Annotated in this window: 12 protein-coding genes and 1 tRNA gene; 8 read left to right on the top strand and 5 right to left on the bottom strand. The window is 68.7% G+C overall.

Features of this window, described 5'->3' with window-relative positions:
- Nucleotide 1: 1 nt before the first annotated feature.
- Complete coding sequence (sdhC, locus tag FRZ32_RS03855; protein ID WP_147042263.1) at nt 2-400, bottom strand: succinate dehydrogenase, cytochrome b556 subunit; 399 nt, start codon at nt 398-400, stop codon at nt 2-4.
- Between the two features lie 162 nt (nt 401-562).
- Nucleotides 563-1,723, bottom strand: a complete 1,161-nt coding sequence (locus FRZ32_RS03860) for a tetratricopeptide repeat protein (RefSeq protein ID WP_147042264.1) — start codon at nt 1,721-1,723, stop codon at nt 563-565.
- A gap of 755 nt (nt 1,724-2,478) precedes the next feature.
- On the opposite strand from FRZ32_RS03860, the gene FRZ32_RS03865 reads away from it, so the two are divergent.
- Genes FRZ32_RS03865 through FRZ32_RS03875 form a run of 3 tightly spaced genes read left to right on the top strand, consistent with a single transcriptional unit; the run spans nt 2,479 to nt 5,510 of the window.
- Nucleotides 2,479-3,822, top strand: a complete 1,344-nt coding sequence (locus tag FRZ32_RS03865; RefSeq protein ID WP_158635820.1) for a methyl-accepting chemotaxis protein — start codon at nt 2,479-2,481, stop codon at nt 3,820-3,822.
- Between the two features lie 41 nt (nt 3,823-3,863).
- Nucleotides 3,864-4,574: an SDR family NAD(P)-dependent oxidoreductase gene (locus tag FRZ32_RS03870; RefSeq protein ID WP_147042265.1), complete on the top strand. Its 711-nt coding sequence runs from the start codon at nt 3,864-3,866 to the stop codon at nt 4,572-4,574.
- Nucleotides 4,575-4,601: 27 nt separating this feature from the next.
- On the top strand, nt 4,602-5,510 hold the full coding sequence (locus FRZ32_RS03875; RefSeq protein ID WP_147042266.1) for a 50S ribosomal protein L11 methyltransferase: 909 nt from the start codon (nt 4,602-4,604) through the stop codon (nt 5,508-5,510).
- An 18-nt stretch (nt 5,511-5,528) separates the two neighbouring features.
- Here the strand turns inward: FRZ32_RS03875 and FRZ32_RS03880 are convergent, their stop codons facing one another.
- The gene (locus FRZ32_RS03880; RefSeq protein ID WP_147044314.1) at nt 5,529-6,068 is read right to left on the bottom strand and encodes a glycoside hydrolase family 108 protein; all 540 of its coding nucleotides are present in this window, start codon (nt 6,066-6,068) and stop codon (nt 5,529-5,531) included.
- Nucleotides 6,069-6,177: 109 nt separating this feature from the next.
- Here FRZ32_RS03880 and FRZ32_RS03885 point away from each other — a divergent pair, with 109 nt between their 5' ends.
- Nucleotides 6,178-7,830, top strand: a complete 1,653-nt coding sequence (locus FRZ32_RS03885; RefSeq protein WP_147042267.1) for a DUF2339 domain-containing protein — start codon at nt 6,178-6,180, stop codon at nt 7,828-7,830.
- A 41-nt stretch (nt 7,831-7,871) separates the two neighbouring features.
- Here FRZ32_RS03885 and FRZ32_RS03890 read toward each other — a convergent pair.
- Nucleotides 7,872-7,948: transfer RNA gene (locus FRZ32_RS03890), tRNA-Pro, on the bottom strand.
- Nucleotides 7,949-8,162: 214 nt separating this feature from the next.
- Here FRZ32_RS03890 and yajC point away from each other — a divergent pair.
- Genes yajC through FRZ32_RS03910 form a run of 4 tightly spaced genes read left to right on the top strand, consistent with a single transcriptional unit; the run spans nt 8,163 to nt 11,452 of the window.
- Nucleotides 8,163-8,498, top strand: a complete 336-nt coding sequence (gene yajC / locus FRZ32_RS03895; protein ID WP_147042268.1) for a preprotein translocase subunit YajC — start codon at nt 8,163-8,165, stop codon at nt 8,496-8,498.
- 7 nt (nt 8,499-8,505) lie between these two features.
- On the top strand, nt 8,506-10,098 hold the full coding sequence (gene secD / locus FRZ32_RS03900; protein WP_147042269.1) for a protein translocase subunit SecD: 1,593 nt from the start codon (nt 8,506-8,508) through the stop codon (nt 10,096-10,098).
- A 14-nt stretch (nt 10,099-10,112) separates the two neighbouring features.
- Nucleotides 10,113-11,090 carry a protein translocase subunit SecF gene (gene secF, locus FRZ32_RS03905; protein WP_147042270.1) on the top strand — a complete coding sequence of 326 codons (978 nt, stop codon included), beginning with the start codon at nt 10,113-10,115 and terminating at the stop codon, nt 11,088-11,090.
- On the top strand, nt 11,087-11,452 hold the full coding sequence (locus tag FRZ32_RS03910; protein WP_147042271.1) for an Mth938-like domain-containing protein: 366 nt from the start codon (nt 11,087-11,089) through the stop codon (nt 11,450-11,452). The genes secF and FRZ32_RS03910 overlap by 4 nt, the downstream gene beginning before the upstream one ends.
- Here the strand turns inward: FRZ32_RS03910 and FRZ32_RS03915 are convergent.
- Nucleotides 11,449-12,597, bottom strand: a complete 1,149-nt coding sequence (locus FRZ32_RS03915; RefSeq protein WP_147042272.1) for a glycosyltransferase — start codon at nt 12,595-12,597, stop codon at nt 11,449-11,451. The two genes, FRZ32_RS03910 and FRZ32_RS03915, sit on opposite strands and share 4 nt — an antisense overlap.
- Between the last annotated feature and the right edge of the window lie 33 nt (nt 12,598-12,630).

Consider the following 12,630-nt stretch of genomic DNA (forward strand, 5'->3'; position numbering starts at 1 on the left):
GTCAGGCGCTCCTCACAAGGATGATCCATGCCCAAAGCAGCGCCGTGAGCAGCACCGATCCGACCATTGTCGCGATCGCCCAGGTCCTGTTGGTCCTGAGCTCGAAGCCGGCGCCGATGTCCATGACGAAGTGGCGCAGCCCCGAAAAGAGGTGCTGGAAGAAGGCCCAGGTGAGGCCGATCGGCACGATCAGCGTCCATTTCCACGTCGCCCAGCCGACGAAGCTCGCATAGGCTTCGGGTCCCGAGGCCGCCGCGAGCAGCCACCAGACGAACAGGACGCCGCCCACCACCGACAGGCCCACGCCGGTGATCCGGTGCAGGATCGAGACCGCCATGTGCGGCCCCCATTTCCAGATGGTGAGATGAGGCGACAGAGGCCTGGACGGATTTCGAGTCATGAAAGCGACGCTCCCCTTCGCTGCGCGCCCCGCTTTAGGGCCTGCACCGAGCATCGGCAATGGGCGTGATCGCGCGCGCCCGCCCGCCGGCGAGAAGACGCGCCCTGCCCAAACCGCGCGCGCAAACGGGGTTAAGTAAAGTGTCAACCCTAGCCCGAAGTGTCACCGCAGCGCGCTGTCCTGCGCCAGCGAGGTCAGCCAAAAGTAGGCGATATCGGCATAGCCTCCGCCCGCCGGGTCTTCTTCCGCGGCGCGGAACGCCGCCTCGGCCTCGGCTCGCCGTCCGGCAAGAAGCCGCGACAGGCCCAAACGGACCTGTGCGCCCGCCCTGTTCGTCGGCGCCGATCTCTGCGTCGACCCACTCCGCGGGTTGGCGACCGCCCGGTCCATTTCGGCGATGATCTCGCGCGTCGGCGACGTTCCGGCGTCGAGCAGGCCGCGCGCTATCCCTTCGTCGAGCACCGCCTTTGCTTCGATCGGCTCGCCCAACCGCCCGAGAAGTTGAGCCATGCGCTGATATTCAGCCGCCTGAGCGAGCGCGCCGACATGGCGCATCAGGCGGAAAAAATCGATCTCCATCGCCCCTTCGGGCAAGGCCAGCTGTCGGTAGACGCTCAATGCCGCGCGCCAATTTGCCGGGCTTGGATAGGCGCTGACAAGCGCCCGTGCGGCGTCGATGCCCGGTGCGACGAGATGACCTTGCTGGGCAATGCCAAGCCGTTGCCGATACCATCCTTCCGGCACCGGCTGATGAGCCGCCCCACGGGCGGCGATGGCGCGCATCAGCAAATCCATTGCACCAGGCGCGTCGCCCTGCGCCAATCGGGCTTGCGCCAGGTTGGCGAACACGTCGGGATCGGACGGCGTCAGTTCGGCCAATCGCCCCCAGAATTCTCCCGCCGCCGCAAAATCTCCCATCCGATAGGCGATCTGCCCGCGAATCCCCAGATAACCCGGCAATCTGTCACGCCTGGTGAGAGGGTTGGCGATCAATACGTCCAGCGCCCGCGCACGCATCGTATCGTCATCGCGCTGCGTACCGATCTCTACCTCATAGAGCGCCAGCGCATAGCGAGCATCGCTCCCGTTCGAGACGCGCCGCGCCTCCGCCAACGCGCGATCCTGAGCGCCCCTCTGCCCGCTGCGAACCAAGTTGCCGAGTTCAGAGAGGGCTCTCATTTCCTGCGGCGAGACCGCGAGCCTGCTCCCGTCGAGCTCCATGATCGTGCCCACCGGCTGTTGCGCATTGGTGGACGAGGCCGCGCAGCCGAGCCCGGACAGGAACATGGGGGCGGCAGCAAGACGCAATGCCACCGTCCCCATCGGCGCCCTTGATCCACCGATCTTCCTGAGTTGTCGCATTGCCTCGCAACTTACCCGCTTGCGGCTTCCAGCTTACCACCGCTGCGGGTGCCTAGACTATCTCAACTCACTCTTCGAATGCACTTCACTGAATGATCGGCGCCGACTCCTTAAAGCGCTCGATCACCGTGAGTTTATCGCGTTTAAGGCTCACAATAGCATCGTTGAGTGATTTCATCAAAAGAGCAGCCCGGCAGACAAAATTTCGGACCATCCAGCTGAGCTGAGGTGGCAAGGCGCGACGTGGCTGCCTGACCGGAGGCGGTCAAGGATCCGAACAGCATCAGTCCAATGAGTTTTCTGATCATGTTATTATCCCCCCATTCGGTTCAGAATCAATTTCTGAGAAGTGGAATTTACCATATGATGAGTTAGGTGAAAAGCAGAATTTAAGACTACGGTGCCAGTTTAGATTACACCGAAATCACGGGAATTACGGTGACGGTACAATAATTTGAAACAGCCGTTCCGGGACGCAATTCCATGGGGCGCATGTCTGATTTACCTCTGCCCCGTAGAGCCAAATATGGCGTCGTCCCGCAATTCGGAAATGCGCGCCGTCACTGCGGTTGCCAGTCCCGGACGCAAGCCCTGGGCGCGGTCCGTTGCAAGGGCGCCCGCCGGCGTGGCGGAAAAGTGGCGTAGGGCGGGGGATGACTAAGACCATCTTAACCATTGGCGCCTAGAGCCGGGGCGACGTGAACAAGGAAGGCGAAATGGCGCGCACGACGAAGGATTTGGACGCGGCTGCACTGGAAAGCCGGATCGCGACCTATGACCCGGACGGCACCATGCGCGCCGGCGTGCGCGAGATCTGGGCGCTGATCGAGCCGGAAAAGCGCGACATCGCCCGCCAGTTCTGGATCGAATATGGCCGCGCGCCCGATCTTCCCGTGGACTTCGATCCGGGCCGGATCGAAGAGCTGACGGACCGGCTGCTCGGCTATGTCGAGGCGCGCTACAGCGACATCGGCAATCCCGCCTGGGTTTCGATGGTCGGCCAGCATGTCGGCGCGGCGGCGGCGGCGAAGGTGCCGCTCACCGTCCTTTATGCCGGCATCGCGGCGGCGGCCGATCTTGCGATCGACATCCTCGCGCGCAAGCTGCCCGACGATCCGGCGCGCCAGCTTCGCCTCGCCCGAATCGCCACCCGGGCGGCGCTGCTCGAGGTCGACATTCACGGCGACCATTTCGAACGGCTCCGGGCCGAGGGCGAGCGCGCGCGGCGCGGCGCGCTCGGCGCCGATTTCAGCAAGGAGATCCTCTCCGTCGTCGACAATGCCGCGGGCGGCAGCCGCAAGGTCCGCGATCAGGCGGCCGAGGCGAGCCAGGCGGCGCGCGGGATGCTCGGCAAGACCAGCGAGGTCGCCGCGGCCGCCGAGCAATCCGCAGTCGCGATGCGCGAGGCAGCGCAGACCGCCGCCGGGCTCATCATGGCGATCGACGAGGCACGCAACGAGGTGGAGGTCGCCGCCGGCGTCGCGACCCGCGCCGGCGATCAGTCCGCCAAGGCGGTCGAGGTCAGCAAGATGCTGTCCGATCATGTCGAGGCGATCGAATCGATCCTTGGCCTCATCCGCGACATTGCCGGCCAGACCAATTTGCTCGCGCTCAACGCGACGATCGAGGCGGCCCGCGCTGGCGATGCCGGCCGCGGCTTCGCGGTGGTCGCCAACGAGGTGAAGAGCCTCGCCAACCAGACGGCGCGCGCCACCGACGATATCGCCGCCAAGATCGCCGCGATCCAGTCGGCCACGCGCCAGACGGTCGAGGCCAATGATTCGATCCAGCACACGGTCGAGGAAGTCCAGGTCAGCGCCGATCGCATCCGCAAGGCGATGGAAATGCAGGCGCAGACGGTGACGATGATCACCGCCGCGGTCGACGAAACCGCGCTCGCCGCGGATTCCATGTCCTCGACCATCGCCGCGATCCGGGCCGACACCGAAAGCGTTGCCGCGGAGATCGACGAGGTCGAGCAGAGCTTCGCCGAGGTCGACGAGCAGATGACGCGGTTCAAGGCGACGGCCGGCAAGTTCGTCCAGACGCTCGCCGCCTGATCCACCTTTCCACGCCGGGCCGTGGCGCGTAACGACGCGCCATGACCGAGCCACGCAACATCCTTGTCACCGGCGCCAGCCGCGGCATCGGCGCTGCCATCGTCGAAGCCTTCGCCGGCCACCGGGTCGCCGGCCATTCCAGCGCCGGCGGCGACGGCCGCATTGCGGCCGACCTCGCTCTGCCCGGTGCCGCCGAGGCGCTCTGGGCCGAAGCGCTGGGCCGTCTCGACGGGCGGATCGACGTCCTCGTCAACAATGCCGGCATCTTCGAGGCGGCGCCGATCTCTCTTCCCCATGACGAATGGGTCGCCGAGTGGGAGCGCACGCAGCGCGTGAACCTCACCGCCAGCGCGGAGCTGTGCCGCCTTGCCGTCCGCCATTTCCAGGACCGCGGCGGGGGCGGGCGGATCGTCAACGTCGCCAGCCGCGCCGCCTATCGCGGCGACAGCCCCGATCACTGGCATTATGCCGCGTCGAAGGCGGGCATGATCGGCATGACCAAATCGATCGCGCGCGGCTATGCGGGCGAGAACATCCTCGCCTTCGCCGTCTGCCCCGGCTTCACCGTCACCGGCATGGTCGAGGACTATCTGGAAAGCCGGGGCGGTCCGAAGCTGCTGGCCGACATCCCGCTCGGCCGCCCGGCGGAGACGGAGGAGATCGGCGAGATCGTCCGCTGGCTCGCGACGTCGGCGCCCGCTTCGGCGACCGGCGCGGTGATCGACGCCAATGGGGCGAGCTATGTTCGCTGAGACGTTCCGCAGGGAAGGCGGGCCGGAATGAGCTGGAAGGTCACCCTGCCCTGCACGCGCACGGAGGCCGAGGCGCTGAAGGGCGACATCGTCGCCTTCGCAGCGCTCGATTTTCCGCCCGCGTTGATGACGAGCGAGCCCGATCCGGCGCAGCCCGACGCCTGGCGGCTCGATGCCTATTTCGAGGCCGAGCCGTCCCCGGCCGACATCGCGACGCTTCGCGCCCTGGTGCCGAGCGCCGGTCGGGCGAAGGCGGCGGTCGAACGGCTCCCCGACGAGGACTGGCTGACGCTGTCCCAGGCCGGGCTCGAGCCGATCCGGGCCGGCCGCTTCTTCGTCCACACGCCGGCGCACCGCGACGAGGTGCCGGCCGGCGCGATCGCGTTCGAGATCGACGCCGGCCGCGCCTTCGGCACCGGACAGCATGAAACCACCACCGGCTGCCTCGTCGCGCTGGACCGGCTGAAGCGCGAGGGCGCGGTATTCGCGAACGTCGCCGATATCGGCACCGGGACGGGCCTGCTCGCCTTCGCGGCGATGCGGCTGTGGCCGGCCGCCCGCGCCATCGCATCGGACATCGATCCGGTCGCGATCGAGGTGGCGGCTGAGAATGCGGCGATCAACCGCGTGCCGATCGGTCGCGGACCCGGCCGGCTGGCGCTCGCGGTCGCCGCGGGGCTCGATCATCGCGCGCTGGCTGCGCGCGCCCCTTACGACCTGATCGTCGCCAACATCCTCGCCGGCCCGCTGATCGATCTCGCCCCCGCTTTCGCGGCCGCGCTCGCGCCGGGCGGACGGCTGATCCTCGCCGGGCTGCTCGAGAGCCAGAAGGCGCGCGTGCTCGCCGCCTGCCGGCGCCGCGGCTTCGATCCGTCCTTCGAGATAATGCGCGGCGACTGGCCGACCCTGGTGCTCCGCCGCCGGGCGCGCCGCTGACGAAGCCGGCGCGCCGGTTCAGCCGACCCGGCCCGCAAGCCAGCCGTAGAGGAACGCCTCATTGGCCGGGCGCGATTCGGCGAGCGCGATATAGCGTTCGCCCTGGAGCGCGTTCAGCGCTTTCAGCAGCACCGCCTCGCCCGATCGGCCGCGCACCTGCACGAAGGCCGCGAGTGCCGCCAGCGTCTTCGGGCCGATCCGCCGATCGACTGCGACATCGGCATAATCGCTGCCGTTACGGTTGAGCGCGTTGAGCGCGCGCTGGAAAAAGCCGGTCGCGGTCTCCGGCCCCATGTTGACCGCCGTGTCGAACAGCTCGGCCGCGACGTCGGGCGCAAGCGCCGCAACCCGGTCATAGCCCGGCCGCAACCAGTAGAGCCGGCGATAGATCGCCGCCGCCGTCTCCCTCGGCATTGCCTTCATCGCGCCGCCATAACCCTGGGCGCGGGCCACCTGTTCGGTGATCCCCCAGCATGTCGGTCCGCCCCGATCCACGGGATGGTTCACATAGCCGCCTTCGCGCGCGATCAGATCGTCGATCAGCTCTTCCACATCCATGTTTCGCACCATTGGTTCAGTTTGTGACGACTAAATGAACCATATAGGATCGCGGTAGGAAAACGGTTTTTGCGCTGACAGCAACGCCGCGGCCCGCTAGCTAGAAAGGATGGCGGTTCTGGTCGCCCTGTTGCTCGCGGGCATGGTGGCCCTGTGGGTGTCCAATCGCAGCCTCGCGCAGCGGCTGGAGACGCTTGAGCGGCGCCTGGACGCGCCCGGGCGGGCGGCGTCGGCCGATCCCACGCCCGGCGCGCCGCCGGCCCTCCGGCCCACCTCGCCGCCGCCGCAACCGCGCGAGACGCTCGGCACGCTCTTCGAGCGATTCGTCGCCGGCCGTCTCCTGATCTGGGCCGGCGGCGTCGCGCTCGTCGCGGCGGCCGGCTTCCTGATCCGCTATTCGATCGAAATCGGGCTGATCACGCCGGCGGCGCGGATGATCGCCGCCGCGCTCTTTGGTCTGGCATTGATGGCAGCCAGCGAATTCGCGCGCGCGGGACGCGGCCTGGCCGAAGACCCGCGCGTCTCGCAGGCGCTGGCCGGCGCCGGCCTCGCGATCCTCTTCGCCACCGCTTATGGCAGCTACATCCTCTATGCGCTGATCGGCCCCGGCCAGGCGGCTGCGGCGATGGTCGCGATCACGCTCGCCGCGCTCGCCCTGTCGCTTCGCAATGGCGAGCCGACGGCGGCGCTCGGCCTGATCGGCGGCTTCGCGACGCCATTGCTCGTCGGAGACCGCGCGCCGGGCGCGCTGATCCTCCTCGGTTGCTTCGCCTTGCTCGATCTCGCGGCCCTCGCGCTGGCCTGGCGGCGCGGCTGGAGCCGGATCGCGGGCCTCGCAGTGCTGCTGAGCTTCGCCTGGTCAGGCTGGTTCCTGCTCGGCGCGCCTGCGGACGCAGCGGCGGCGGGGCTGTTCGTCCTCATCCTCGCCCTCGCCGGCTCCGCCGCTCCCGCCGAGGCGGTGCGTGAGGCGGCGCCGGCGGCGGCGGTGATCGGTGCGGCCGAGCTTGCGATGCTCGCCGTCCGATCGGATGTCGGCGCGACCGGGCTCGCGCTCTATGGCCTGCTGTCGGCGGCGCTGCTTGCGCTCGCCGCGATCCGGCCGGCGATGCGGATCGCGCCGGGGGCCGCGCTGGCCTTCGCGCTGGTCGTGCTGGTCGCGCGCGCCGCGATGGCGACCCAGCCCTTCACCCCTCAGGCCGCGATCGGCGCGACATTGCTCTTCGGGCTCGGCGGCGCGGCATTGGCGATCCGGATGCGCGCCGCCGGCCTCGCGATCGGCGCCGCGGCGCTCGCCGGGCCGTTCCTGATCCTGCGGCTGATCCAGCCGGCGCTGCTGGCACGACCCGATTGGGGGCTCGTTGCCATGCCGCTCGCGATCGCCGCACTCGCGCTGACCTGGCTCGGCCAGCGTGGCGCAGCCCCCGACGCGCGCGGCCCCGCCTTTTTCGCCGGGGCCGTCGCCGCGCTTCTGCTCGCCGTCGCCGCCGCCGATCTCGCCCCGGCCCGCGCCGTCTCGATCGCCTGGCTGCTGCTCGCGGCCGCGCTGCTGTCGGCCGGCATCATTCTTCGCGACCGCGCCTTCCGCCTGGCCGGCCTCGCGCTGCTGACCGTGACCGCGTTCAAGGTCTTCCTGATCGATGCGGCGCGGCTGGAGGGCGTGTGGCGGATTCTCTCCTTCCTCGGGCTCGGCATCGCGCTGATCGGGATCGGCAGGCTCTACGGGCCGCTGCTGCGGGCGGAGAAAGGCGCGGTCGAAGATTGATCCTCGGCCCGGGCGGCGACCCCGCCGCGGCGGGCGATCGATGGTCGGGGCGACTGGATTCGAACCAGCGACCCCCACACCCCCAGTGTGATGCGCTACCAGGCTGCGCTACGCCCCGACCAGGGATCGGGCCTTTAGGCGGGCTGTCGCGGCAAGGCAAGCCGTGCCAGGCCAGCGGCTTCTTCGGCGGACCCCATGCGCGCGGCCACAGCGTTGCCGAACGGCAACAGCCGCCCTCATGCCCGCGCCTTGGCAAGCCCGCATCCGCATGTTAGGCGCCTGCGGTTTCAGGGCCCGCATCCGTGCGCCGGCCGACTTTCCAGGTAGGATCCATGTTCGAATCTCCAGCCTACGCCGCGAGCGCCGGCACCGCCGCCACAGGCGCGGCGGGTCTCATCGTCAACGTCCTTCCCTTCATCGCCATCCTGGTGATCTTCTACGTGCTGATGATCCGGCCGCAGCAGCGCCAGATGAAGACGCATCGCGAGATGATCGCCGGCGTGAAGCCGCGCGACGTTGCGGTGACAACCGGCGGCCTGATCGGCAAGGTCACCAAGGTCGACGAGAACGAGATCGAGCTCGAGATCGCGCAGAATGTGCGCGTGCGCGTCGTCAAGTCGATGCTGAGCGACGTGAAGCCTTACGGCTCCAAGCCCGCGAACGACTGAGGCCGCCATGCTCGATTTTCCCCGCTGGAAGGTGATCGGCATCTGGGCGCTGCTCGCGCTCGGCGTCCTGCTGTCCGTCCCCAGCCTGCTGCCGCGCGACATCGCGCACCGGATGCCGGCCTGGGTCCAGAAGATCCACGTCAACCTGGGCCTCGACCTCGCCGGCGGGAGCCACCTGCTGCTCGAGGCGCAGACCGGCGATGTCGCCCGCCAGCGGGTCGAGATGATGGAGGACAATATCCGCCGCGCGATGCGGACGGCCTCTCCGCAGATCGAGATCGGCGACGTCTCCACCCAGAATGGCCAGCTCGCCTTCGCCGTGCGCGATCCGGCGCGCGTCAACGACGCCCTCGGCCTCGCCCGCCAGCAGGCGCAGCCCTCCAGCTTCGGCGGCACCCGCGAATGGGATGTGAGCGCGAACGGCGCCACCATCGTGATGCGGCCGACCCAGGCCGGGCTCGATTCGGCCGTGAGCTCCGCGATGGAAAGCGCGCGGGACGTCATCGATCGGCGCATCAACGCGCTCGGCACGCTCGAGCCGACGATCATCCGCCAGGGATCGAACCGGATCCTCGTCCAGGTGCCGGGCCTCCAGAACCCGGAGGCGCTGAAGCAGCTGATCGGCCGCACCGCCCGTCTCGAATTCCGCATGGTCGACGAGAATGCGACGCCGCAGCAGATCCAGTCGGGCCGCGCCCCGATCGGCAGCCAGATCCTGCCGCTCGCCCAGGGCGGCCGGATCGCCGTGCAACGCCGGGCGATCATCACCGGCGACATGATCTCCGATGCCCGCCAGGCTTTCGATCAGCAGGATGGCAGCCCCAATGTGGTCCTGACCTTCGACAGCAACGGCGCGCGGCGATTCGCGCACACCACGCAGGAGAATGTCGGCAAGCCCTTCGCCATCATCCTCGACAATGTGGTCCTCTCCTACCCCGTGATCCGCGAGCCGATCCTTGGCGGCACCGCGTCGATCAGCGGCGGCGGTTTCACCGTCGAAACCGCGAACCAGCTTGCGATCTCGCTTCGCTCGGGTCGCCTTCCGGTCGAGCTGAACGTCATCGAGGAGCGGACGGTCGGGCCCGACCTCGGCGCCGATTCGATCCGCGCCGGCATCATCGCCTGCATCGTCGCGACGGTCGCCGTGCTCATCTTCATGTTCCTGAGCTACGGCCGGTTCGGTCTCTATGCGGACCTCGCCGTCATCATCAACCTGTTCGTGATCGTCGGCATCATGGCGCTGCTCAATGCGACGCTGACGCTGCCCGGCATCGCGGGCTTCGTCTTGACCGTCGGCACCGCGGTCGACGCCAACGTTCTGATCGACGAGCGCATCCGCGAGGAGCGAAGGCGCGGCCGATCCGTTCTGATGGCCGTGGAAAACGGCTATAAGGAAGCGAGCCGGACGATCTTCGAGGCGAACGTCGTGCACACGATCGCCGGGCTCATCATGCTCGTGCTCGGCACCGGGCCGATCAAGGGCTTCGCGATCGTGCTGCTGATCGGCATCGCCACCTCGGTGTTCACCGCGGTCGTCTTCACCCGCATGCTCGTCGCCGGCTGGATCCGCAGGAACCGCCCGACCGAGATCAACATCTGACGGGATGAATTGAAATGCGTCTGCTGAAGCTCATTCCCGAAGATACCAATATCGGCTTCGTGCGCCTGCGCCACTGGGCGTTCGGCATCACCGCCCTGCTGACCGTGCTCGCGGTCGGCGCCGTGGCCTGGAAAGGGCTCAATCTCGGCGTCGACTTCGTCGGCGGCCTGATGATCGAGGCCCATTTCCAGGAGCCGCCGCACCTCGACGAGCTGCGCGCCAATGTCGACCGGATCGGCGCCGGCCAGGGCGCGCTCCAGGCCTATGGCGATCCGCGCGTGGTCGCGATCCGCCTGCCCCCGCCCGAAGGCGGCCCGGGCGCCGCGAGCCAGGTGGTGGATCGGGTGAACAACGCGCTGCGCGCGGATTATCCGGGCGTCACCATCGCGCGTTACGACACCGTGTCGGGCAAGGTTTCGGGCGAACTCATCCGGAACGGCATCCTCGCCGTCTTCCTCGCCATCCTCGGCATCGCCGTCTTCTCGTGGATCCGCTACGAATGGCAGTTCGGCGTGTCGACCTTCGTCGCCGTCCTCCACGACGTGCTGATGACATTGGGCTTCTTCGCGATCAGCCGGTTCGAATTCGATCTTTCGACCGTGGCGGCGGTGCTCACCATCATCGGCTATTCGATCAACGACAAGATCGTCGTCGACGACCGCATCCGCGAGAATATGCGCAAATATCGCAAGATGGAGATGGGGCCGCTGATCGATCTTTCGGTCAACGAGGTGCTGCCACGCACCGTGATGACCTCGATCACCGTGCTGCTCGCGCTCGGCGCGCTGCTGATCTTCGGCGGCCATGTGCTGCGCGGGTTCACCGCTGCGATGATGCTCGGCATCATCATCGGCACCTATTCGTCGATCTACGTCTCCGCCTCGATGCTGATCACGCTCGGGCTCAACGCGAATGCGCCGGGCAAGAGCGGTCCGACGCCCCGCGAGAAGGGCGGCACGCGCAACGAGGGCTATGACGGGGCGCAGGTGTGAAGCGGACGCCGCCAGCCGCGGGGCCTGTCGTCCAGCGGCTGACGGCCAGCGGCTTCGCGATCGACGGCGCGGTCCATCGCGCCGCGCTGCTGACGCCCGATCGCGTTCTTTCATGGTCGCCGCCGCCGCTCGCTGAGCTGAGTGAGGAGGATCTCGCGCCGCTGCTCGCGCTCGATCCGGCACCTGAATTCGTGCTGATCGGCGCCGGGCCGCGCCACGCCTTCGCGCCTCCCGCGCTCATCGCCGCGCTCGATGCGCGAGGGATCGGGGTCGAGGCGATGGACAGCCGCGCCGCCGCCCGTGCCTGGAGCCTGCTCCGCGCCGAGGGACGCTGGATCGCCGCCGCGCTGATGCCGCTCTAGCGTCCGGCCAGGCCGGCGAGATGGGCTTCGAGCGCCGCGGCGTTCGCATCCCAGCTGAAGCCCTCCGCCGCGGCGCGCGTCTCGGCCTGGGAGGGAGGGCTGGCGAGCACCTCCGCAATGCCCGCCGCCACCGCGGCGCTCGTGCGCTCGACCAGCCGGCCAGCCGCCGGGCGGTCGACGATCTCGCGGGCGCCGCCGACGTCGCAGGTCACCACCGGCGTGCCGCAGGCAAGCGATTCGACCCAGGCGTTGGCGAGGCCTTCCGACGCGGTCGGCAGGACCATGACGCGGGCCGAGGCGAGCAGCGCGGGCAGCTCTTCATGCGGACGGCTGCCGAGGAAGCGGACCCGGTCCGCGACCCCCAGCGCGCGGGCCTGCGCTTCGAGCGCGGCGCGATCCGGGCCATCGCCGACCAGCACCAGTTCGGCGTCCGCGGCCGCCAGCCTCGCCAATGCCTCGATCGCGATCCCCTGCCCCTTGCGCTCGATCAACGCGCCGACGCAGACCAAAGTCACGCCGGGGCCCCGCTCGATCGGCCGGAAGCGATCGAGGTCGACGCCGGTATGATGAACGCGGATCGAGCGCTCCGGCATTCCCATCGCGACCATGTCCCGCTTAAGCGCGGCGCTGACTGCGAGCAGGCCGCCGGCGCGCCGCCCGGCCTCGACGATCTGCGCGCTTATGCCCGGCCGCTTGCCCCACAGATGAATGTCGCTGCCCCGCGCCTTGACCGAGAACGGGACGCCGAGCTGCCCTGAGAGCCGCATCGCCGCCGGCCCGTCCGGCCAGAAGAATTCGGCATCGATCACGTCGAAGGGGAAGCGTTCGCGAATCTCCCGAAGCAGGGGGAGCAGCGTATCGGCCATGTCCCGTGCCGTGCGCGCATGGCCGATGCGCGGCCACACACGGTAATGCGGGCGATGGACTGCGAGGCCTTTCCACCTCTCCTCGCGCGGCAGGGCGGCGAGCGGCGCATAATGCGGATGGCGCGACAGCGGCCACACCGGAAGCCCGATCGGGGCGACGACTTCCACTTCGACGCCCGGCCGCGCGGCGAGCCCGAGCGTCTGGCGCTCGACGAACACGCCGAGCACCGGCCGGTGCGCGTTCGGGAACAAGGTGGCGAGGGTCAGCACGCGAAGCATGGCGGGGCCCTAGCAATTCCCGCCTAGCGGGAC

This window comes from Sphingosinicella ginsenosidimutans (genome assembly GCF_007995055.1).
Taxonomy (GTDB): domain Bacteria; phylum Pseudomonadota; class Alphaproteobacteria; order Sphingomonadales; family Sphingomonadaceae; genus Allosphingosinicella; species Allosphingosinicella ginsenosidimutans.